20 protein-coding genes, 1 pseudogene and 1 riboswitch are annotated in these 22,266 nt (G+C 69.3%); of the genes and pseudogenes, 12 read left to right on the top strand and 9 right to left on the bottom strand.

Features of this window, described 5'->3' with window-relative positions:
- Window positions 1–133: 133 nt before the first annotated feature.
- The 3 genes from FHX42_RS03205 to FHX42_RS03195 all read right to left on the bottom strand — a co-directional run bounded on the left by FHX42_RS03205 (window position 134) and on the right by FHX42_RS03195 (window position 3,970).
- Complete coding sequence (locus FHX42_RS03205) at window positions 134–871, bottom strand: hypothetical protein (RefSeq protein WP_182542645.1); 738 nt, start codon at window positions 869–871, stop codon at window positions 134–136.
- A gap of 242 nt (window positions 872–1,113) precedes the next feature.
- Window positions 1,114–3,234 carry a putative cobaltochelatase gene (locus FHX42_RS03200; RefSeq protein ID WP_182542644.1) on the bottom strand — a complete coding sequence of 707 codons (2,121 nt, stop codon included), beginning with the start codon at window positions 3,232–3,234 and terminating at the stop codon, window positions 1,114–1,116.
- Window positions 3,235–3,270: 36 nt separating this feature from the next.
- Window positions 3,271–3,435, bottom strand: a riboswitch (cobalamin riboswitch).
- 76 nt (window positions 3,436–3,511) lie between these two features.
- Window positions 3,512–3,970, bottom strand: coding sequence for a GNAT family N-acetyltransferase (locus tag FHX42_RS03195; protein WP_182543475.1), 459 nt, complete (start codon window positions 3,968–3,970; stop codon window positions 3,512–3,514).
- 254 nt (window positions 3,971–4,224) lie between these two features.
- Between FHX42_RS03195 and FHX42_RS03190 the strand changes: the two genes are divergently transcribed.
- From FHX42_RS03190 to FHX42_RS03155, 8 genes are all read left to right on the top strand, one after another.
- On the top strand, window positions 4,225–4,671 hold the full coding sequence (locus FHX42_RS03190; RefSeq protein WP_182542643.1) for a YbaB/EbfC family nucleoid-associated protein: 447 nt from the start codon (window positions 4,225–4,227) through the stop codon (window positions 4,669–4,671).
- A 21-nt stretch (window positions 4,672–4,692) separates the two neighbouring features.
- Window positions 4,693–5,007: a type VII secretion target gene (locus tag FHX42_RS03185; RefSeq protein ID WP_182542642.1), complete on the top strand. Its 315-nt coding sequence runs from the start codon at window positions 4,693–4,695 to the stop codon at window positions 5,005–5,007.
- Complete coding sequence (locus FHX42_RS03180) at window positions 5,007–9,521, top strand: RHS repeat-associated core domain-containing protein (protein ID WP_182542641.1); 4,515 nt, start codon at window positions 5,007–5,009, stop codon at window positions 9,519–9,521. Before FHX42_RS03185 ends, FHX42_RS03180 begins: the two co-directional genes overlap by 1 nt.
- A 4-nt stretch (window positions 9,522–9,525) precedes the next feature.
- A complete protein-coding gene (locus FHX42_RS03175) occupies window positions 9,526–9,972 on the top strand; it encodes a hypothetical protein (protein ID WP_182542640.1) in 447 nt (148 codons plus the stop codon).
- 121 nt (window positions 9,973–10,093) lie between these two features.
- Window positions 10,094–11,089 carry an adenosine deaminase gene (locus FHX42_RS03170; protein WP_328795873.1) on the top strand — a complete coding sequence of 332 codons (996 nt, stop codon included), beginning with the start codon at window positions 10,094–10,096 and terminating at the stop codon, window positions 11,087–11,089.
- A 179-nt stretch (window positions 11,090–11,268) separates the two neighbouring features.
- Window positions 11,269–11,724: an XRE family transcriptional regulator gene (locus FHX42_RS03165; protein ID WP_182542639.1), complete on the top strand. Its 456-nt coding sequence runs from the start codon at window positions 11,269–11,271 to the stop codon at window positions 11,722–11,724.
- Window positions 11,725–11,821: 97 nt separating this feature from the next.
- Entirely contained in the window at window positions 11,822–12,346 is a 525-nt protein-coding gene (locus tag FHX42_RS03160) for a hypothetical protein (protein WP_182542638.1), read from the top strand.
- Between the two features lie 3 nt (window positions 12,347–12,349).
- Window positions 12,350–13,513, top strand: a complete 1,164-nt coding sequence (locus FHX42_RS03155) for an MAB_1171c family putative transporter (protein ID WP_182542637.1) — start codon at window positions 12,350–12,352, stop codon at window positions 13,511–13,513.
- A 5-nt stretch (window positions 13,514–13,518) separates the two neighbouring features.
- Here FHX42_RS03155 and FHX42_RS03150 read toward each other — a convergent pair whose 3' ends face one another.
- From FHX42_RS03150 to FHX42_RS03140, 4 genes and pseudogenes are all read right to left on the bottom strand, one after another.
- The gene (locus tag FHX42_RS03150; protein WP_182542636.1) at window positions 13,519–14,040 is read right to left on the bottom strand and encodes a 2'-5' RNA ligase family protein; all 522 of its coding nucleotides are present in this window, start codon (window positions 14,038–14,040) and stop codon (window positions 13,519–13,521) included.
- 324 nt (window positions 14,041–14,364) lie between these two features.
- Window positions 14,365–14,412 (bottom strand): annotated as a pseudogene (locus tag FHX42_RS26250) (hypothetical protein); the annotation flags it as partial.
- A gap of 198 nt (window positions 14,413–14,610) precedes the next feature.
- Entirely contained in the window at window positions 14,611–14,982 is a 372-nt protein-coding gene (locus tag FHX42_RS25790) for a helix-turn-helix domain-containing protein (RefSeq protein WP_220479460.1), read from the bottom strand.
- A 127-nt stretch (window positions 14,983–15,109) separates the two neighbouring features.
- On the bottom strand, window positions 15,110–15,940 hold the full coding sequence (locus FHX42_RS03140) for a S1 family peptidase (RefSeq protein WP_328795872.1): 831 nt from the start codon (window positions 15,938–15,940) through the stop codon (window positions 15,110–15,112).
- A 267-nt stretch (window positions 15,941–16,207) separates the two neighbouring features.
- Here FHX42_RS03140 and FHX42_RS03135 point away from each other — a divergent pair, with 267 nt between their 5' ends.
- The gene (locus FHX42_RS03135) at window positions 16,208–16,876 is read left to right on the top strand and encodes a LysE family translocator (RefSeq protein ID WP_328795871.1); all 669 of its coding nucleotides are present in this window, start codon (window positions 16,208–16,210) and stop codon (window positions 16,874–16,876) included.
- A 9-nt stretch (window positions 16,877–16,885) separates the two neighbouring features.
- Here the strand turns inward: FHX42_RS03135 and FHX42_RS03130 are convergent, their stop codons facing one another.
- Together FHX42_RS03130 and FHX42_RS03125 are read right to left on the bottom strand one after the other, a co-directional pair.
- Entirely contained in the window at window positions 16,886–17,719 is an 834-nt protein-coding gene (locus FHX42_RS03130) for a S1 family peptidase (RefSeq protein ID WP_182542635.1), read from the bottom strand.
- Between the two features lie 177 nt (window positions 17,720–17,896).
- Window positions 17,897–18,523: a bifunctional 4-hydroxy-2-oxoglutarate aldolase/2-dehydro-3-deoxy-phosphogluconate aldolase gene (locus FHX42_RS03125; RefSeq protein ID WP_328795870.1), complete on the bottom strand. Its 627-nt coding sequence runs from the start codon at window positions 18,521–18,523 to the stop codon at window positions 17,897–17,899.
- Window positions 18,524–18,654: 131 nt separating this feature from the next.
- On the opposite strand from FHX42_RS03125, the gene FHX42_RS03120 reads away from it, so the two are divergent.
- From FHX42_RS03120 to gdhA, 3 genes are all read left to right on the top strand, one after another.
- Window positions 18,655–19,200, top strand: coding sequence for a YbhB/YbcL family Raf kinase inhibitor-like protein (locus FHX42_RS03120; protein ID WP_182542634.1), 546 nt, complete (start codon window positions 18,655–18,657; stop codon window positions 19,198–19,200).
- A 127-nt stretch (window positions 19,201–19,327) separates the two neighbouring features.
- The gene (locus FHX42_RS03115) at window positions 19,328–20,728 is read left to right on the top strand and encodes a mycothione reductase (protein WP_182542633.1); all 1,401 of its coding nucleotides are present in this window, start codon (window positions 19,328–19,330) and stop codon (window positions 20,726–20,728) included.
- A gap of 117 nt (window positions 20,729–20,845) precedes the next feature.
- Window positions 20,846–22,186: an NADP-specific glutamate dehydrogenase gene (gdhA, locus tag FHX42_RS03110; RefSeq protein WP_182542632.1), complete on the top strand. Its 1,341-nt coding sequence runs from the start codon at window positions 20,846–20,848 to the stop codon at window positions 22,184–22,186.
- The last annotated feature ends 80 nt before the right edge of the window (window positions 22,187–22,266 follow it).

The following is a 22,266-nucleotide window of genomic DNA, read 5'->3' as shown; positions in this document are numbered from 1 at the left end:
CGACACCACTGCCCCCGGTGACGAATGTCGCGGGACGGCGAAGCGGGCGACCGCGAACGCAGGGTTTCCCGGTTTCGCGCGAAACCGGGAAACCACCAACCTGCCGGGAAGAGTTACGCGGTGTCGTGGCCCGTCAGCGGTTGAGGTGGTCTCCGTCGACGGTGAGGGAGTCCTCGGGGCCGACGGACCACGCCTCCAGCCCCTGGTGGGCGAGGACGTCGGCGACGAGCTCGGCCGTCCCCGCGACGAGGGTGGAGTCGAAGTCGATCTCGGTGGCCACGCACCAGCTCCGGTCCGCGGGCCAGAACAGGTTGGGCGACTGCGGACTGAACCACTCGTCGCGGTGCCACCCCATCTCGGACGCGGCGCGCAGCCCGCCGCGAAAGACGAGGTAGTCCCGCCCTCCCCAGTGACGCAGCCGCGGACCGTTCAGCACCTCCGGCGGAAACGCCGGCGGCACGACCTCGTCACTGCCCATGATCACCACGCCCGGGCTGCCGTGGACCCATCCGTACCCCTCCCACAGCGCGAAGAAGCACTCGGCCTCCGCCGGTGTGTGGCGATCCAGCACGTCGCACAACCGCTCCAACCGATCCGGGGAGAGGTTCCCCTCCTCCGGCTCGGTGCCGGGCCACTCCGGTGACCGGGAGATCGCGCCGAACTGCATCAGCGCGTGCTCGTGGCTGCCGGTGAAAGCGGCGACATCGCTCCAGGTGGCCGGCTCGTCCTCGGCGTCTTCCAGCGGGTGCAGGATGCGCGCGTACGCCGCGAAACCGTGCGGCACGGTCGACCCGACCCGGCCGGTGACATCCCCGAACCGGGGCGCGATCCAGTCGTCCACGTGCTCGACAGGACGCAGGTGTGAGCTCATGGCTCCATGACAACACGTCACCGCCGAGAAGCCGTCGATCTTCGCGGTCGCGACGGGCGCGGCCCCACCGCCCGACCGGCTGCCGCACGATGAGCCTCGGACATAAGGGCGCCCCCGAACTCGACCGGCCTGGGGGTCACCGGGAGTTCCGGGGGCGCTAAGTCCACCCCTGGGGGTCAGGTGGACGCTCAACATCGTAGCAAGATACACACGAGGGCAGCACCCTCGTAATCAAAACGAGATCAAGCGGGTTGCGGTGTGCCCTCACGGGCCGCACGCACGACCCCGGCGACGTTGTCCGCCGAGAGTTCCTCCAGCCGCAGGCACGGAGCGTCCAGCACTCCGGCGAGCCTGTCGGCCATGCCGAGTTTGACCGGACCGTTCTCGCAGTCCACGACCACGGAGGCCACGCCGAGATCGGTCAGCAGCGCCGCCGAGCGCAGCGCGTCGTCGACCGATTTGCGGCTGCGCTGCTCCCGCGCGGCCGGGGCTTCCGCGGGCACGGTCGCCTTGCCGTCGGTGAGCAGCACCAGCAGCGGACGCCGCTGCGGATCGCGCAGCCGCTCGGTCATCACGACCTTGCGTGCCTTGAGCAGGCCGTCCGCCAGCGGCGTGCGCCCTCCCGTGCGCAACCGCCGCATCCGCGTCGCGGCGGTGTCCACCGAGGACGTCGGCGGAAGCGCCACCTCGGCGGCATCTCCCCGAAACGTCACCACACCGACCTTGTCCCGGCGCTGGTAAGCATCACGGAGCAGCGACAGCACCGCGCCGCTGACCGCGGACATGCGCTCACGCGCGGCCATGGACCCCGACGCGTCCACGGCGAAAAGCACCAGGTTCCCCTCGCGCCCCTCTCGCACGGAGTGCCGCAGGTCGTCACCACGCAGCACCAGACCGGGCCCCTTCCGGCCGCGCTGGGCCTGGTGCGGGGCCGCAGCCACGAGGGTGGCGGGCAGATGAATACCGCTGCCGTCCACACCGGAAGGACGGACCACCTGGCCGGTGCGCGACCGGGACCGCGACCGGCGTCCCGGTGCGCCCTCACCCAGCCCGGGAACCTCCAGCAGTCGCGCCTTGAAAGCGGAGTTCGGAGCGGCGGGATCCCGCTCCTCGGGAGCCTGCCCGGAATCGTCCTGGCTGTCCTGACGGGGTTGACCATCGCGGCCGCGCGGTTGCTCGCCGTCCTCGGGGCCACCACCCCCCGGACCACTGTCCGGGCCTTCGGGGCCGTCGTCGGGCGGACCACCACCGTCCGGTCCCTGGGGCGGTTCCTCGTCCCCGCCGTCTCCGCCGTCCCCGTCGTCTCCGCCGTCTCCCTCCCCGTCGCCGTCCGAACGAGCGGACTCGGCGGCGTCCTCGAGCGCCTGCTGCAGCTGCTCCTCCTCGACACCGGGCTCGTCGAAGGGATCGCGACGCCTGCGGTGCGGCAGCGCCAACCGCGCCGCCGCCGCCACGTCCTCCTCGGCGACCGTGTCGACACCTCGCCAGGCCGCGTGCGCGACGGCGGTCCGCGCGAGCACGAGATCCGCGCGCATACCGTCCACTTCGAACGACGCGCACAGCGCCGCGATCCGCCGCACCTCCGAGTCGGGCAGCACGACGGAACCCACGCGCTCCCTGGCGACGGCGATGCGCTTGGCCAGCTCGGCGTCCTCGGCCGCCCACTGCTCGGCGAAGCCCACCGGGTCGGCCTCGAAGGCCAGCCTGCGACGCACGACCTCGGTGCGCGTGGCGACCTCGCGGGAGGCCGAGACCTGCACGGTGAGCCCGAAGCGGTCCAGCAACTGTGGCCGCAGCTCGCCCTCCTCGGGATTCATCGTGCCCACGAGCAGGAACGACGCCGCGTGCGAGATCGACATGCCCTCGCGTTCGACGTGGGAACGCCCCATCGCCGCCGCGTCCAGCAACAGGTCCACGAGATGGTCGTGCAGCAGGTTGACCTCGTCGACGTAGAGCACACCCCGATGGGCCGAGGCCAGCAGCCCCGGTTGATAGGCGCGCACGCCCTCGGTCAGCGCCCGTTCCACGTCGAGGGACCCGATCAACCGGTCCTCGGTGGCGCCGACCGGCAGCTCGACGAGCTCGGCCGGACGCTCCCGCGTCTCGGCGTCACCGTGCGGACCGTCCGGGCAGCCGGGATCGGGGTCCCGCGGGTCACAGCCGAACCGGCAGTCGGACACCGTGGACAGGGCGGGCAGCAGCGCGGCCAGCGCACGCACGATGGTGGACTTGGCCGTGCCCTTCTCGCCGCGCACCAGCACACCGCCGATCCGTGGGTGCACGGCGTTGAGCAGCAGAGCCAGTTGTAGGTCGTCGTGGCCAACCACGGCGGAGAAGGGATACCGCGCGATCGCAGCGGTCATGCCTGGATTCCTTCCTCGGGTCTCGGACGCCCCGGGTTGTGAGGCAAGCAAGCGGCAGTGTCCTGACTCCCGGATCTCCGCGCCCTCCGGCCTTCCCAGGTCACCCCGGTGGCTCTCGGGGGAGGCACGCTCCCCGGTCACAGTGGCGCCGGCCGTGCCGGATTCGCACCGGCTTCCCTCAACCGCTCCTTGCTGGACCGTCGTGCATCGTCTCAGAACCACCGCATTCGCCCAATGCCGCGACGGCGTCGTGTAACCCGCGCCACCCGGCGCGACCTCACTTCGGCAGCACGGGCTCGCGGCGCATGTCCACGTGCGGGATGCCGTCCTCGTCGTACTCCTCGCCGTCGACGGCGAATCCGAAGGACCGGTAGAACTCCACCGCGTAGGTCTGGGCCGACAGCACGGTCGGCGAACGCCGGGACTCGGCCACGGCGGCGTGCATGAGTTTCCGGCCCAGCCCCATGCCCCGACCGATGTCGGCGGTGCAGACCCGGCCGATCCGCACGATGCCTCCGGGTTCCTCCAGCAGCCGCAGGTAGCCGAGCACTCCGTCGGCGGAGTCGATCCAGAAGTGCCGCGTGTCCGGTTCGAGGTCACGGCCGTCGAGTTCGGCGTAGGCGCACTGCTGTTCGACCACGAAGACGTCCACGCGCAGGCGCAACATCCGGTAGAAGTCCTGCGGATCGAGATCGGGGGTGTAGGCGCGGTGTACGGAGGTGGCCAGCGGCTGCATGCTCACCTGCCCTACTTATCACAGGCCTGCCCGCGAACCCGCACTGACCTGCCAGAAAGGGTTCCGGAAGTCCGATGTTGATGATCTTCGAGTTCCTCCGGCGCGCTGGGCCGTTCGGAGCAACTCCGCGCGAAACGTGCCACGGAGCCTTCTCGATGGGGTTTCATGTTTTCGCGACCACGTACGCGATGGAACCCGAGCACGCTTCGTGCCGTCGGACCTCCGGCAGTGGCTCCAACGAGGAGGAAACGCACATGAGCGAGCCGGTATTCGGGATGGACGGCGCGAGCGCCCGCGAGGGCATCGAGAACTGGGCCGCCCAGGTCGAGGCCAAGGCCGCGCGCTACCAGCGGATGCAGCAGCAGGTCAGCGAGGTCTCCTCGACGGCTTCCTCCCGCGACGGGCTGGTCCGGGTGACCGTCGACTCCGGGGGAGCCGTCACCGACATGACCATCTCCGACGACGTGCGCAGGCGCTCCGGTTCCGAGGTCGCCGCGGCGGTGATGTCGACCATCCAGCGCGCGCAGGCGGGCATCACCGAGCAGGTCTCGGCCGTGATGACGGAGACGGTCGGTGACGACGAGGACACCGTCAACGCGGTCACGGACTCCTACCGGCGGCGGTTCCCGGTTCCCGATGAGGACGCCGACGCCGAGGAGGAGCAGCCCCCGGACGACGACGGCACCACGTACTTGCGCTGACCGGCACTTTTCGGAGGGATCATGGGCGACGGTGAGGGTTTCGAGACCTCGACGGAGGAGCTGCGCGGGCACGCCAAGAAGTTGCGGGCGCTGGCCGACCGGCTCGACACGGCGGTCGGCGCCGCCGAGCAGGTGACCATGAGCACCGAGGCCTACGGCAAGATCTGCGCCTTCTTCGTACCGATCGTGCAGGGGGTCTCCCGACCCGGCGTCGACGCGCTGTCCCGGGCGTCGGAGGCGATGAACGACACCGCCTCGAACGTGCGGCGGGCCGCCTCGACCTATGACGAGACGGAGAGCGGCAACGACGCCTTGCTGCGGGAGATCGAGCCCTGATGAGCGAGCCGAACCCGCTGATCGCCGAGCGCCAGGACTCCACCGAGGCCGTGACCGGAATCGGCATCGCCGAGTCCGCCGAGGACCTCCACAGCGGCATCGAGTCCGGCTCCTGGTCGGAGATCGCCCTCGGCGGTGTCGGAACCGGGCTGGAGGCGCTGTCGCTGGCGATGGACCCGCTGGGCACGCTGGCGCAGTACGCGGTGTCGTGGCTGATCGAACACGTCGAACCGCTGTCGGACGCGCTGGAGTGGCTGACCGGCGACGCCGACCAGATCGCCGCGTACGCGCAGAGCTGGCGCAACGTCGCCGAGAGCGTCGGTGAGGTCGCCAAGGACTTCGCCGCCGAGATCACCAGCGTCACCGAGGGCTGGACCGGCAAGGCCGCCGAGGCCTACCAGGCCGCCACCGCCAAGCAGGCCGAGCGGATCGAGGCCGCCTCCACGGCCGCGGACACCATCGGCACGGTCGTCGAGCTGGTGGGCGTGCTGGTCGGCCTCGTGCGCGAGCTCGTGCGCGACCTGATCGCCGAGTGCGTCTCGGCGATCGTCGTCCGGATCCCGCAGTGGACCGCCGAGCTCGGCGGCACCCTCGGCATCGCCACGCCGCACGTGGTGTCCTCGGCGGTGTCGTTGATCTCGAAATGGGTCAACCGGATCAAGGACTTCATCGTCAAGCTCAACCGCTCGCTGGAGAAGCTCCAGCCGCTCATGGGCAGGCTGGACGAGATCTGGGCGGCCATCAGGAAGGGCCTGAGCGGCAAGGGCGGCGGCCCGGACGCCCCCGCGAGCACCACCCCGTCGAGCACCGACGCGCCGGCCGGCGCCAACCCCGCGGGCACCGATGCCCCGGCGAGCACGAACCCGTCCAGCACCGACGCCACGCCGACCGACACGCCCTCGTCCCCGAGCAAACCGGACGGCTCGTCACCGGACGGCAACGGGCCGGCGAACACCACCCCGTCGGGCACCAAGACCCCGGACGGCTCGAAGCCGCCGAGCATGAACAAGAACGGGGCCGGTACCCCCGAGAACAGCAGCCCGGCGAGCCAGAAGAACCAGTGCGGCGATCCGATCGACGTCGCCACCGGTTCCATGGTGCTGGCGCAGACCGACGTCGAACTCCCGGCCGCGCTGCCGCTGGTCATCAAGCGAGTGCATCTGTCGTCCTACCGGGTGGGGCGCTTCTTCGGCCCCACGTGGGGGTCCACGCTGGACCAACGGCTGGAGGTCGACGAGAGCAACGTCTGTTTCGCCGCCGACGACGGCACGCTGATCGCCTACCCGCATCCGGCCCCCGGCGCCTCGGTCATGGCGGACAAGGGGCCTCACCGCCCGCTGTCGCGCACCGACGACGGCGGGTACGCGATCAGCGACCCCGCCCAGAGCCGGACGCTGTACTTCGCGCCCGGCGACTCCGTACTGCCGTTGACCTCGATCACCGATCGCAACGGTCACCGCATCGACGTCGAGCACGACTCCTCCGGAGCACCGCTGGAAGTCCGGCACAGCGGTGGTTACCGCATCGGGGTCGAGTCCCACGAGGGGCTCGTCACGTCGCTGTCGTTGCGCGACGGCGACGAGGAAACGCGGCTCGTCCGCTACGACTACGAGGACCGCCGACTCACCGGTGTGGTCAACGCCTCCGGCGAGCCGCTGCGGTTCGGCTACGACGAGGCGGGACGGATCACGAGTTGGACCGACCGCAACGGTGCCTGGTACCGCTACACCTACGAGCGGGGTCGTTGTGTCCGGGCCGAGGGGGCGGGCGGTTTCCTCAGCGGGTCCCTGGAGTACGACGACGTCGACCGCGTCACCTACTGGACCGACTCGCTGGGACGGCGAACGGCCTACCACCTCAACGAGGCCGGTCAGACGGTCCGCGAGGTCGATCCGGCGGGCAACGAGAAGCTGTCCGAATGGGACGGCCACGACCGGCTGCTCTCGCGCACGGACGCGCTCGGGCGCACGGTCCGTTACGACTACGACGAGTCCGGCAACCTGACGCGGGCGACCCGCCCGAACGGTGGTCAGACGCTGCTGGAGTACAACGAGCGGCACCTGCCGACGACGGTCGTCGCGCCGGACGGGACCGTCTCGCACCGCCGCTACGACGAGCGCGGCAACCTCACCGCCGTCACCGACCCCACCGGCACCACCACGACGTACGCCTACGACGAGCACGGGCACCTGAGCGGCGTCACCGACGCGCTGGGCAACACGCGGCGGGTGGAGACCGACGCCGCCGGGCTGCCGGTGAGCGTGGTCGATCCGCTGGGCGCCGTCACGCGCTACGAGCGCGACGGCTTCGGTCGCATCAGCACCATCACCGACCCGGCGGGCGGGGTGACCCGCTTCGGCTGGACCACCGACGGCAAACCCGCCCGGCGCGTCCTGCCCGACGGCGCGACCGAGCGGTGGAGCTACGACGGCGAGGGCAACCTGCGCACCCACGTCGACGCGCTGGGTCAGGTCACCGAGACCGAGATCACCCACTTCGACCTGCCCAGCGCCGAGGTGCGTCCCGACGGCACGCGCCTGGAGTTCGGCTACGACACCGAGCTGCGACTGACGAGCGTCACCAACGAGCAGGGCCTGGTGTGGCGCTACGAGTACGACGTGGCCGGCAATCTCGTCGCCGAGACCGACTTCAACGAGCGCACGGTCACCTACCGCCACGACCCGGCCGGGCAGTTGCTGGAGCGCACCAACGGCGTCGGCGAGACGACGTTCTTCGCCCGCGACGTGCTGGGCAACGTCGTCGAACGCCGCTCCGGCTCGGTGACGACCGCGTTCACCTACGACGACGTCGGGCGGCTGCTGGAGGCCGTGGACGGTGACACCCGGGTCACCTTCCAGCGGGACCCGCTGGGGCGGGTGCTGGCCGAGAGCGTCAACGGCCGCACGGTGCGGTCCGACTACGACGCCCTCGGACGGCGGATCATGCGACGCACTCCCTCCGGCGCGGAGAGCACGTGGGAGCACGACGCCAACAGCCGGCCCGTCGCGCTGCACACCGCCGGTCGCACGCTGCGGTTCGAGCACGACGCCGTGGGGCGCGAGGTTCGGCGCGGGCTCGGCACGGAGGCCGTGCTGGACCAGGAGTGGGACGCCAGCCACCAGTTGCGGTCGCAGAGCATCACCGGCGGTGCCGGGCGCCAGCTCCAGCAGCGTTCCTACACCTACCGCGAGGACGGGTTCCTCACCGGCATCGACGACCAGTTGGCCGGCCCGCGCCTGTTCGACCTCGACCGGGGCGGGCGGGTCACGGCCGTGCACGGCGCGGGCTGGACCGAGCGCTACGCCTACGACGCGGCGGGCAATGTCGCTCAGGCGTCTTGGCCCACCCCGCCGACCGCCGGTGACGCCGACGCCGTGGGCGATCGCGAGTACACGGGCACGCTGATCCGGCGCGCGGGCAACGTGCGCTACGAGCACGACCCGCAGGGGCGCGTGGTGCTGCGGCAGCAGAAGCGCCTGTCGCACAAGCCGAACACCTGGCGCTACTACTGGGACGCCGACGACCGGCTCGTCGGCTGCCTCACCCCGGACGGCACCTACTGGCTCTACCGCTACGACCCACTGGGACGACGCGTGTGCAAGCAGCGCCTCACCCCGGACCGGTCGCGGGTGGCCGAGCAGGTCGACTTCGTCTGGGACGGCGTGGCACTGGCCGAGCAGGCCCACAGCGACGGGGTGCCCAACGGGCCGCAGCTCGGCGACGCCCGAGTGACCGTGTGGAACTACGAGCCCGGCACCTTCAAGCCGATCACCCAGAACGAGCGCTCCCCGCTGCGCCGCGCGCCGCAGGAGTGGGTGGACGAGCAGTTCTACTCCATCGTCACCGACCTCGTCGGTACGCCGACCGAGCTCGTCAACGACCACGGTGGGATCGCCTGGTACCACCACACCACGCTGTGGGGCACCACCCTCGACCAGAGTCGCGCGGGTGCCTACACTCCCCTGCGATTCCCGGGTCAGTACCACGACCCGGAAACCGGATTCAACTACAACTACCACCGCCACTACGACCCGACTACAGGGAGGTACGCGAGCACCGATCCGCTGGGTCTGGTCGCAGGCCCGAATCCGCACCGGTACGTCGGGAACCCGAACAAATGGATCGACCCGCTGGGACTTGCCGCGTGCAATGTCTACCACAGCAGTCGACAAGAAGCGCTCGACGCAGCTCACGACCGCGCAGGAATACCACGCGGAACCGAGCCCGACCAACGATGGGAGGTCGGAAACGATCCCTCACGACGAGGGATCCCAGGGTATCGATATTCCGAGGACTCGGGAACGCACGGCCATTACAGGCAATTCGAAACCAGCAACGGGTCCAGGGTCATAGCCGAGCACACCAACGACGGAGAACCACACTTCCACTCAGGGCAACCAAAGGGCGACCCAGCGAGAGAAGCCGTAGACTTCGGATGGAGCGACGAACACAACAGAGACATCGAGCGGTACCAACAGATCGGCGGATCTCATCATCACTACTACCCGAGGTAGACCAATGAACACCATCACAGAAGCGGAACGCGACCAAAAAGTCAAAAAAGCAGGACTTGCGGTTATCGGCCCGGAAACAAACGCACAAATCCCCGATCCGGAACAGGCCTGGAAGGCCGTGTCGAATCTCGAAATCCGCCCCAGCGCCACCATCGCCGAAGACGCGGACGACGCACTCGAACAAGTAAACCAAGAATGGCTCACGCACGCCCACGACAAAAAAATAATCAATCCGGACGGATCTTTTTTGGTCAGCATCAGCGCACCAGGCTCCTTTCGCCTCCCCTGGGCACGCGTTCAACTCTCCCCCAGCATTCGACTCGCGCAAGAATTAACCGCTTTTCCCGGGCAACCCGAATTCGTCGCGATGGCCACGGACGGCAGCGCGGCATGCGGAGTGACCTCGGAAGAGGACGAGTACTGGGTAGTGTGCTCCATTCTCGGAGAGTGAGCATACCAGAAAAATCACAAGCCCTACTCGCAACGAACCCGTGGCGCCACCGGTAGGTTGGTCCTCCTGTCCGAACGGCCGAGCCCGCCAAGAGCGGGCGTGACCACGACGAGGAGACACGGTGAGTCCCGAGGACACGGCGCTGACGGTGCCGAAGGCGGAGTTGCACCTGCACATCGAGGGGGCGCTGGAGCCGGAGCTGGCGTTCGAGTGCGCCCGGCGCAACGGCATCACGCTGCCCTACGCCGACGTCGCCGACCTGCGGCGGCGCTACGACTTCAGCGACCTCCAGTCGTTCCTCGGCCTGTACTACACGGGCATGGACGTGCTGCGCACGCGGCAGGACTTCACCGACCTCACCGACAGCTACCTCGACCGCGCCCGGAAGCAGGGCGTGCGCCACGCCGAGATCTTCTTCGACCCGCAGGCCCACACCACGCGGGGCGTGGCGCTGGAGACGGTGCTCGACGGGCTGGAGGCGTCGCTGGCGACCAGCGAGCAGCGGTTCGGCGTCACCACCAGGCTGATCGCCTGCTTCCTGCGCGACCACGGTCCCGACAGCGCGATGGCCACCTTCGACGAGCTGCTGCCGCACGCGCACAAGCTCACCGGTGTCGGCCTGGACTCCGCCGAGGCCGGCTTCCCGCCCGACGCCTTCGCGCCCGTGTTCGACCGCGCCCGCGAGGCGGGACTGCGCCTGGTCGCGCACGCGGGCGAGGAGGGGCCACCGGAGTACGTGTGGCAGGCGCTGGACGTGCTCGGGGTCGACCGCGTCGACCACGGCATCCGCGCCGTCGAGGACACCGCGCTGCTCAGGCGGATCGCTCGTGACCAGGTTCCGCTGACGGTGTGTCCGCTCTCCAACGTGCGGCTGCGCTGCGTGGACACACTGGACGAACACTGCCTGCCGCGACTGGTGGACACCGGAGTGCTCACCACGCTCAACTCCGACGACCCGAGTTACTTCGGCGGCTACGTCGGGGACAACTTCCACGCCGTGCGCCAGGAGCTCGGATTCGACGACGCCGCGCTTCGGGAGTTCGCCGCCAACTCGGTGCGCGCCTCGTTCCTCGGCGCAGGCGAGCAGGACCGGCTGCTCCGGGAGATCACCGGCTGAACAGGCACGGTGCCCGGTACACCCCCACGTACCGGGCACCCCGGCCACCGCAGGGGAACACCCCTGCCCGTGCCGTATTCACATGTTTACAGTGCACGTGCCAACTGTCAACGTACCTACTATGCTGATGCCGAACACGTGTTACCGCGCGGGCAGCACGGCGATACCGGGGGTCGGGAATGAGCGAGTCGCATCAGCACAAACGGTCCTTCTCCGACAAGCTCGCCCACCTCATCGCGACCGTGCACCCACCGGACCGGGGTGCCTACAGCTACCGGGAGATCGAGGCCGGCATCCGGCACCACGCCGGGGCGATGACCGCCGCTTACATCAACCAGCTCGCCAAGGGCAAGCAGCCCTTCCCCCGCATCCATCACGTGGAGGCGCTGGCCGACTTCTTCGGCGTCCCGGCGAGCTACTTCCTCGACGAGGAGGTGGCCGAGCGGGTCGACGCCCAGATCGGCGAGCTGGTGCGCTACGCCGACGACGAGACCCGCAACATCGCCGAACGGGTGATGACGCTCGACGCCCGGGGGCGCCGGACGGTCTCGAACCTCGTCGACACCCTGCACAGCTACGAACAACAGCCCCGTGAGCGGCGTGGACGACGTAAACCCGGTGGCGACGAGACGTGAGAGCATGAACACCGCCACTGCGGCGGGTGGGACACCCGCGTGCTGCCGACAGGCGCCCCACCCGCTCGCGGAAACTCCGGAAGAAACGAGTCCCCCCGTGAGCCCTGCTCGGTTGCGTCGACGCTGCGAGTCCCGGGTCCGCGCGCTCGTCGCCGCGGTCGGTCTTCCCGCTCCCTGGCACGTCAACGAGTTCCTCGACCGGCTGGAACACCACCGCGGGCGCGACATCGACCTGTGCGAGGTGTCCTGGAAGGCCGGTGACAGCTCGGGCGCGTGGCACGCGAACGCCGACCACGACGTGATCGCCTACCCGGGCAACACCAGCACGGTGCACCAGGACCACATCATCCTGCACGAGATCGGCCACCTGATCAGCGCGCACCGAGGGCGCTGCGTGCTCTCCGAGCAGGAGGCCCAGCGCCTGGCTCCCGATCTGGCTCCCGCGGCGTTCGTGCACCTGCTGGACCGGGTGAGCACGACCACCGAGGAGCAGGAAGCCGAACTCATCGCCACGCTGCTGCACCAGCGGGCGCTGCACCACCGCACGCAGGTGGTCGTCGACGACACCAGCTCGCCCACGGCCCGGCGTCTTTCCCGTCTCGAGTACGTCTTCGGAAGCTAGTCGATGAACACCAGTGCGCTGTTTCTCACCACAGCGGTGATCTGCTTCGCCGTCGCGGGCTATCGCTCGTGGATGTACCGGCGTGGGAAACGACCGACCGAGATCCCGCTCATGGTGAGCTGTCTGGCCCTGGGGAGCGCGTTCGTCGCACTGGCACCGATCGCCCAGCAACTGGAGAGTCAACTCCACCCCGGACTCGGCCGACTGCTGTCCAACGTGTGCACCCTGGTCGCCGCCTTCGGCTTCCTGCACCTGATGCTCTACATCGGTTGCCCCGACGAGCAGGTCCCCTCCCGGGTGCGCCCTCGGCTGATCGCGCTCGTTGTCGCCGTGGTGGTGATGGTGGTCATGTTCTTCGCCAGCAGGCTGCCGCCGGGACTGGGGATCTTCACCGGCCTCTACCGCAGCCAGCCCACCCTGACGGTCTACACCCTGACGTACGCGGCGTACCTGGCTGCGGCACTGCTCGACCTGTCGTGGCTGGCCCTGCGGTCCCTGCGGCACACGCGCGGTTGGCTGCGCGCCGGTATGATCATGCTCTCGCTCGGCGCCCTGCTGGGCATCAGCTACGTGATCGACAAGACCGCCGGGGTGCTCACCGAGGTCGTCACCGGCACGGCCGCCGAACCGTACTGCCCCTCGGCCTTCGCCACCGTCGGATGCACCTTCGCGATCGGGATGCCCGCGCTGTCGGTGCTGGCCATCCTCGTCGGCGCCGCACTGCCCACCCTCGGACCGCGGGTCGGGACGGTGTCGCGCTGGTTCGGCGATCGCCGGCGGTACCGGCACCTCGACCCGCTGTGGCGGGCGCTGAGCGAGCACGTCCCCGAAGTGGGCACCGCCGCACCGGTCGACGCGGCGCTACCGCGCCGAGCGATGTCGCTGCGGCTGTACCGGCGAGTGATCGGCATCCGGGACGGACTGATGGTCCTGCGACCGTTCCGGGACGATCCCGAGGCTCCGCGCCGGTCCGCCGCAGCCGAGGCGGCCGAGATCACCACCGCCCTGGAGCGCTACCGGGCCGGTGTCCGGCCGTCCGACCGGGCGGCGGTCTCCACCGTCACCGAGACCGACTTCGCCGCCGAGGCTCGATGGCTGACATTGGTCTCGCAGGAGTTCCGCGCCCTGCCGACCCCGGGACCGTCCGCCGCGACCGCCGAGTGCTGAGCCGGCTACGCCGCCTTCCCGAAGGAGAAGCGGGTGTGGAGGTCCCACCGGTCGGTGAAGGTCACCAGCCAGGCCTCCCGGAGCTCGGCCGTGATCGGAAGCCACTCCGCTGTGTCGCGCTCGATGGCCGCGGCGGTGTCCCGGGACTGTTTCATGGTCACCGTCAGGTGCGGTTCGACCGCACCGTAGGCACCCTCGTAGGGCACGACCTCGGGCCAGTGCCGCCGCGTGTCCGCCGTCAGCTCCGCCACCCCGTCGAGCGGCTCGGGGCGCAGGAACACGAACCCCTCCTCGCGATGACAGGACCCGAACGTCACCGGCAACGGCGGCTGCGCGCGAAACAGCCCGGCCAGCGTCTCGATCACCGCATCGTCGATCTCGGCGACGGGCACGAACGGATACAGCACGGAAACGTGGGCGGGAACTCCCTCCCGCACCGCCGACGGGTACTCCTCGGCCACCGAGCTCAGCAGCTCGTCCGCTTCGGGGACCGGAATCACCAGACCACTACGACCCTGTTTCGACATGTCCGCAGTTGTACCGCTTGACGTGCTCCCCGCCGTGAGCGGTGGGGATTCTGCACGCGGCTCATGCCGCGTACGGAGCGCTGCTACCTCGCGGGGTCGCACCTGCTTCCTGCTTCGTCGGCAACCGCCCCGATGCGGGGTCTCACCTCGCCTCCACGGGCGTTCAGCCCCTCCGCACGCGCCCCGCGGCGAGGTGTTCTTCGCGGCGTTGGTGTCGCGGTCGTGGGCCGCTCCACACCGGCACTGCCAGGTGCGCACGGTCGTGTCCCGGTGCAGCCAGTCCATCCGTGTGTCAGCGACTTCGGCGTACTGCCGGGCCACCTTCCGTCGAGCCTTTGCCCTGTTGTTGCTGCCCTTCTGCTGACGAGACAACTCCCGCTGTGCCCGCTTGAGTTTGCGTTCGGCGCGGCGCAGGAACCGGGGTTGCTGCTGATGGCGTGGCCGTGTTGGTCCACGGCGGACGCGGACAGGCCGAGGGCGTGGTCCTGGCCGTGTTCGTCCACCGCGCGAGGTCGGGTCTCATCGCCGACCTCAACCACGAAGCTGGCGAAGTACCGCTCGTCGGCGGTCTTAACGGTCGTGACCGAACTCGGCGCGCTGAGCAGGTCCCACGACCAGGCGACTCTCACGTCTCTCCGGTGCGGGCCGGTCGGAGCGTGCCGTTGCCCCGGACGGAAACCCGTTGCTGGCCAATCGGATGGCCTGCCGGAGCACGATGTTCGAGCACTCGCCCAGCCACCCGCGCTCGTCGATGCGCTTCGCGTCGGTGATCAACCGCTTCGACGACACGGGGCCGGTCGGGAACGCCTCGCCCTGCCAGTAAGCGTCGCGGCGCGCCCGTACTGCCTCGTTGCAGACCACACGGGCGTTTCCGAACGCCTGGGCGAGCGCTCGGCGCTGCTGCTCGGTGGGATGGAGCCGGTATCGGTACCGCAACTGCACGGCCGATCACCTCCCTTCGCAGTGCGACCCTACGAGTGCTCACCGACAACCATTCGAGATCGACTCATCCCCGGCCCGAAGGCCGGGGTTCGCGCCGACCTATAGCTCGATCAACCGCGAGGCCGGTTCACAGCTGGGCCGCGACGTCGTCGACGTAGCCGGCCAGCCGGGTGTAGACCCCGGGGTAGTCGGGGCGCCCGCAGCCGGTGCCGAAGGAGACCACCCCGACGAGGCGACCGCCAACCACGAACGGACCGCCTGAATCGCCCGCGCAAGCGTCGTGGCCGCCCCCGGGCGCTCCCGCGCAGAACATCTCGGCGGAGTCGAACCGGGGATAGGCGTTCGCGCACTCGGCATCGCCGTTGACCGGGATCCGGACCCCACGAAGTACCGGCGAGGGATCTCCGGACTCACTGGTACGGCCCCATCCCAACACCTGCCCTCGCGTGCCCGGCCGGTACGGCGCGGTGTCGGTGGCCCCCACCATCGGCAGTGTCGGCTGCCGCACCGGCGCGCGCAGGGTGAGCACCGCCACGTCCGCGCCCTCGGTGAAGCCACGGTAGTCCGGGTGCACCCAGACGTGCTCGATCTCGGCGACCACTCCCCCCTGCTTCCTCAGGTCGGTGCGGCCGAGCACCGCTCGCAAGGAGCTCGGCGCCCGGGACCGGTCGGTACCGGTCTCGAACGTGCAGTGAGCGGCCGTGACGATCTTGGTGGGGCGTACCAGCGTGCCGCCGCAGAACTGGCGGCCCGAGGTCTCGACGAGGGCGGCCATCCAGGGGTAGCGGTCGGTCGACGTGGGTGTTCCGCCCACGATCCGCGCCTGCGCCCGGGATTCGGCCGCGGGTGCCACTCCGGGTACCCCGGCCAGCACGACCGCCATCGCGGCCACGAGTACCCCGCGCAGCAGTGCCCACCCCGATGCTTCGCCCGCCTTCCGCTTACCGCCGTGCCGCACCGCGCGTCTCCTCCGGAATTCGTCACCGTTGCCGACGGCACACCGTAGTCGATGCGTCACCCGACAAACACGAGGCGCAACTCACAGCAATACAGCAATAAGTTTCGTTATCATGGACCTACACGGGAAATATTGCTGTCAACAACGCAGTTGGCCATTCGTCATCCGTCGGCGAGCGCTATCCCCTCATGATCGTTGCTGAGACGGGAGGACGCGATCTCATTCGGACGGGTGACACATCGTCCCTGACCCGGTGACCCCGATCCGGTGACCAAGCAGGTGACTCACCACGAAAGGACCGTCATGCTCCTGGACTTCACCACCCTGCCGGCGTTTCTGCTCGCCAGCGCGGTGGTCGTACTCACGCCCGGAGTGGACGCGTTCCTGCTGCTGCGCACGTCACTGCGCTCCGGTCGGCGGCAGGGCATGCTCGCCCTCGCCGGCATCCACACCGCCAGCTTCGTCCAGGTCGCGGCCGTGATCTCCGGGCTCGGAGCCCTGGTCACGCGGAACCCGGGAGTGCTGTCGGTGCTGAAGTGGGTCGGTGCCGCGTACCTGGTGTACCTCGCCGGCACGATCCTGCGGGGACTGTGGCTGGCGCGCAGGGAAACCAGCCGGGACGACTTCGAGACCCCACCCGCAGACAACGCCAATCCCTACCTGCGCGGACTGCTGACCAGCATCACCAACCCGAAGATGCTGCTGTTCAGCCTGGCCTTCCTGCCCCAGTTCGTCGGCGGGTCCGCCCGACCCGTGATGCAGCTGATGATGCTGGGCGTCGTCTTCCTGGTCACGGCCGCCGTCTGGGAGGTCACCATCGTGCTCACCGCCTCCCGCATCGCGAGCAAACTGCGACACCCGAGGGTGTCGCAGTCGCTGGACATGGTCAGCGCCGCGGCGTTCCTGACGATCTCGGTGGGGCTCGTTGCCGGCTGACCACCGAGGTCAGGCCGCGGTGGCGGACGAGTCGAGCTGTCGGGAGATCTCGTCGGTGTAGGTCAGGACGCGGGTGTAGACACCGGGATTGCCCGGCCTCCCACAACCCTGTCCCCACGAGACGATGCCGATCAGCTTGCCGTCGGCCACGAGGGGACCACCGGAATCACCCTGGCAACTGTCCACTCCGCCCTGTCGATACCCGGCGCACACCATCGACCGCGCGGAGTAGCGCTGCGGGTAGGCCTGTGAGCAACCCTTGTCGGAAACCACCGGCAGCTCGGCCTTGCGCAGGATCGTCGAGGCCGCACCACCCTCGACCGTGGCACCCCAGCCGAGCGCCGTGGCCCGCGTGCCGGACTCGTAGAGCCGCCGGTCCTTCCGGGTGGCGATCGGCAGTGCCCGCTGCGAGACCTTGCGGTCGAGGGTCAGCACCGCGACGTCGGCGCCCTGAAACGGGCTCTCGAACCGGGGGTGCACCCAGGTGCCGGTGACGTCGGCGACGGTGCCGGCATCGGTTCGCTTGTCCTCACGCCCGGCGACCACCCGGATCGCCCGCGGCGAGGTGTTCCCCTGAACGCAGTGAGCGGCCGTGATGACCTTGTTCGAACTGCCGAGCGTACCGCCGCAGAACTGCCGGCCCTGCTCGTCGACCAGGTACACCGCCCACGGATGTCGCTCGATCTGGGCGGGCTGACCACCGACGATCGGTGCCGATGCCAAGGTGCTCGGTGGCGCCTCCGGGCCACTCGCGTTCGCGCTCGTCGCCAACAGCGCCGACCCCAGGGTCGCCACCGCGAGCAGTCCCGTCACGCCGCGCATCCGACGCAGACTTTGTCGCATGTCGACACACCTCCTCCGGAGGCCGGTCACCGGCCCTTCCGGCTCGACTGGATGTCCACGACGGACAGTCTCCGCGATCGACGACCGCGCAGCGAGGCGTCATTCCCCGCAAGCTGGCCAGGACAACCCGATCGTGTAGTGCTTTTCACTCGGTCGAGTGTGTGTCGGACACGGGAATCACGCTCGGGAGACGGCGTCCTCGCCCCGTTCCCGAGTGCCGGCGAGCTCGGCCAGCGCCGGAAGCTGCTCGGGGTCCTCCAGCGCCGAACCGACGGCCACGGCCGAGGCACCGGCTCGCAGGTACTCGGGCGCGTTGTGCGCGTTGATCCCTCCGGTGGCCACCATGCGCGTACCCGGGAAGGGACCGCCCATCGCGGCGAACCAGGAGGACCCCAGCACCGAGGCCGGAAAGGCCTTGACCCACTCCAGACCGAGCCGGTGGGCGTGCTGGATCTCGGTGGGGCTCGACACGCCAGGCAGGTGCGGCAGGTCCCACCGCCGGCACTCGTCGACCACCTCCGCGTCCAGTCCGGGAGCCACGGTGAAGGCGGCACCGGCCTCGGAGGCGGTGCGCACCTGCTCGGGAGTGATCACGGTGCCCGCCCCCACCCGGTGGCCCCGATCCGCGCCCGCCTGCACGGTCGCGCGCAGCGACGGCAGCGCTCGCGGGGCCTCGATGGGTACCTCGACGAGGTCGATGCCCAGCTGCCAGGCCCGTTCGGCCAACTCAACGGTCCGGTCCGGCTCCATGCCCCGCAGGATCGCCATGACCGGCTGAGTGAATGTCCGTTCGAAGAAGTCCACGAACCCTCCCGTTCGATCACCATGCCCGCCCACAAGAATCCCATCCGTACGGCCACTAGGGTGGAAGGGCCGGTGTCGAAGGCACCGAACTCGCCCGGCGAACCCGCCCACCTCGACGAGGAGGAACCGCGATGAGCCTTGAGCGCCCCATCGATCCCGACCCCTACACGCTGCTGCCGAAGGCAGACGAGTTCACTGTCACCTCCGTGGACGTCGCCAACGGCGAGCCGATGTCGATCAAGCACGCCTACGACGGCATGGGCGCCGGGGGCGACGACGTCTCACCCCAGCTGAGCTGGCGCGACTTCCCCGAGGAGACCCGGAGCTTCGTGGTCACCTGCTTCGACCCCGACGCACCGATCCCCGGCGGCTTCTGGCACTGGGTGCTCGTCGACCTGCCGAGCTCGGTGACCGAGCTGGCCACCAACGCGGGAAACCGCAGCGGCGGCGGGATCCCCGCCGGCAGCTTCCACGTGCCCAACGACATGGGCGAGCGGGCCTTCGGCGGCGCGGCTCCGCCGCCCAACGACCGTCCGCACCGCTACTACTTCGTGGTGCACGCCGTGGACATCGAGAAGCTGGGCGTCGACGACAACACCAGCCCGGCGGTGGTCAGTTTCACGCTGGCCTTCCACACCCTCGCGCGGGCCATGATCGTCCCGACCTACGCCCACTGATCCACGCATCGAGCGGGTAGGTCGACTCGGCAACCCGGCGGCACCCGCGAGCGCGGCTCCGGAGGGAATCCCCGATGGGGTCGCCGGGTTGAACGGAGCGACACCACCACCGAGCTAGGACGGGCACGTGCGGCACTTCGATCTGGTCATCATCGGTACCGGCTCCGGTAACGGCATCCTCGACGAGCGCTTCGACGACTGGAACGTGGCGATCGTCGAGAAGGGCATCGGCCCCAACGGTGCCTACGGCGGCACCTGCCTCAACGTCGGGTGCATCCCGACCAAGATGTTCGTGCACACCGCCGACGTCGCCGAAGCTCCCCAGCAGGGGGAGAAGCTTGGGGTCGGGCTCGAACTCGGCGAGGTGCGCTGGCAGGAGATCCGCGACCGCGTCTTCGGGCGCATCGACGCCATCGCCTCCGGCGGCAGGCGCTACCGGATCGAGGACAACGCCAACGTCACCGTCTACGAGGCCCCAGGGCGGTTCACCGACCTCCGGGAACTGACCGTGGACACCCCCGACGGCCCCGAGGTCATCACCGCCGACCGTTTCGTCGTGGCCGCGGGAGGCAGGCCGATCGTGCCGGACATCGACGGCATCGAGTCGGTCGACTACCACACCAGCGACACCGTCATGCGGCTGGAACGGCTGCCCCGGCGGTTGATCATCCTGGGCACCGGTTTCGTCGCGACCGAGTTCGCCCACATCTTCTCCGCGCTCGGCGTCGAGATCACCCTGATCGGCCGTTCCGGCCAGGTGCTGCGCGCCGAGGACGTCGACATCTCGCAGCGGTTCACCGAGATCGCCCATCGACGCTGGGACGTGCGACCGGATCGCGTGGAGAAGCGGATCGAGCAACTGGGCGAGACGATCCGACTGCATCTGAACGGCCCCGAGGGGGCCGAGACCGTCGAGGCCGAGGAGTTGTTGATCGCGACCGGCCGACGGCCGAACTCCGATCTGCTGGATACCGCGGCCGGAGGTGTCGAGACCGCGGCCGACGGCAAGATCAAGGTCGACTCGACGCAGCGCACCTCGGTCGAGGGCGTGTGGGCGCTCGGGGACGTCAGTAGTCAGTACGAGCTCAAGCACGTCGCCAACCACGAGGAGCGCGTCGTGCAGCACAACCTGCTGTACCCGGACTCGCCGGTGGAGTCCGACCACAGTGTCGTGCCCCACGCGGTGTTCTCCGGCCCGCCGATCGCCTCGGTCGGGCTGACCGAGCAGGAAGCCCGAGCCACCGATGTGCGATACGTTACGTCCATCCAGGACTACGGCGGAGTAGCCTACGGCTGGGCGTTGGAGGACGAGACCGGGTTCGCCAAGGTGCTGGCCGATCCCGACAGCGGGCGGCTGCTCGGTGCTCACATCATCGGGCCTGAGGCGTCGACGCTGATCCAGCCGCTGATCCAGGCGATGCAGTTCGGACTCGACGCGCGTTCGATGGCGCGCGGCCAGTACTGGATCCACCCCGCCATGCCCGAACTCGTCGAGAACGCGCTGCTGAACCTACCGCTAGCCGAGTGACTTTCTTATCATGGAAAGAAAATTCCATGAGAACTCTCACGTCGACAACGGGTAGCGATCGTGGCTCCCGCAAGCGACGCTGACGGGAAATTCCCGCCAAGGAAGGGGCCGCTAGCGGTGCTACACGAACGACTGGAACCGATCTACGACGAAGTCATCCACCGTAACCAGGGTGAGACCGAGTTCCACCAGGCGGTGCGCGAAGTCCTGGAGAGCGTCGGGCCGGTTCTGGCCAAACACCCCGAGTACGCCGAGAACAAGATCATCGAGCGGATCTGCGAACCGGAACGGCAGATCACCTTCCGCATACCGTGGGAGGACGACAACGGCGAAGTGCACATCAACCGCGGCTTCCGGGTCGAGTTCAACAGCGCGCTCGGTCCGTACAAGGGCGGGCTGCGCTTCCACCCCTCGGTCTACCAGGGGATCGTGAAGTTCCTCGGCTTCGAGCAGGTCTTCAAGAACGCCCTGACGGGACTGCCCATCGGCGGTGGCAAGGGTGGTGCGGACTTCGACCCCAAGGGGCGCTCCGACAGCGAGATCATGCGGTTCTGCCAGAGCTTCATGACCGAGCTGCACCGCCACCTCGGTGAGTACACCGACGTGCCCGCCGGTGACATCGGGGTCGGCGGCCGGGAGGTCGGCTACCTGTTCGGCCAGTACAAGCGGATCACCAACCGCTACGAGTCCGGGGTGCTCACCGGCAAGAACCTCCCCTTCGGAGGTGCGCGCGTGCGTACGGAGGCCACCGGCTACGGGTGCGCGTTCTTCGTCGACGAGATGCTGCGGGCCAGGGGGACCTCGTTCTCCGGCAAGCGGGCCGTGGTCTCCGGATCGGGCAACGTCGCGATCTACACGATGGAGAAGGTGCACCAGCTCGGCGGTGTCGTGGTGGCCTGCTCGGACTCGAGCGGCTACATCCACGACCCCAACGGCATCGACGTCGAGCTCGTCCGCCAGCTCAAGGAGGTCGAGCGCGAGCGCATCAGCGCCTACACCGAACGCAGGCCCGGAGCCAAGTACCTCGAAGGGCAGCGGGTGTGGGAGGTGCCGTGCGAGGTGGCGATGCCCTCGGCCACCCAGAACGAGATCAACGGCAGGGACGCCGAGACCCTGGTCGCCAACGGCTGTGTCGCCGTCGGCGAGGGGGCGAACATGCCGACCACGCCGGAGGGCGTGCGGGCCTTCCGGAGCGCCGGGATCGCATTCGGCCCCGGCAAGGCCGCCAACGCGGGCGGCGTGGCGACCTCCGCCCTGGAGATGCAGCAGAACGCCTCGCGGGACAGCTGGAGCTTCGAGTTCACCGAGAAGCGGCTCCAGGAGATCATGCGCGACGTCCACGCGCGGTGCCACGACACCGCCGAGCAGTACGGGATGCCGGGCGACTACGTGGCCGGCGCCAACATCGCGGGCTTCACCCGCGTCGCCGACGCCATGCTGGAGCTGGGCCTGATCTGACGGCACCGCTGCTGGTACGGCCGCACGCGCCGGGGGACTTCCGCGGTTTCGCGCGAAACCGAAACAAGAAACGAAACCAC

The organism is Halosaccharopolyspora lacisalsi (assembly GCF_014137975.1).
Classification (GTDB): Bacteria; Actinomycetota; Actinomycetes; order Mycobacteriales; family Pseudonocardiaceae; genus Halosaccharopolyspora; species Halosaccharopolyspora lacisalsi.
Note: the sequence above shows the minus strand (reverse complement) of the source record. Positions and strands in the feature narration are given on the sequence as shown.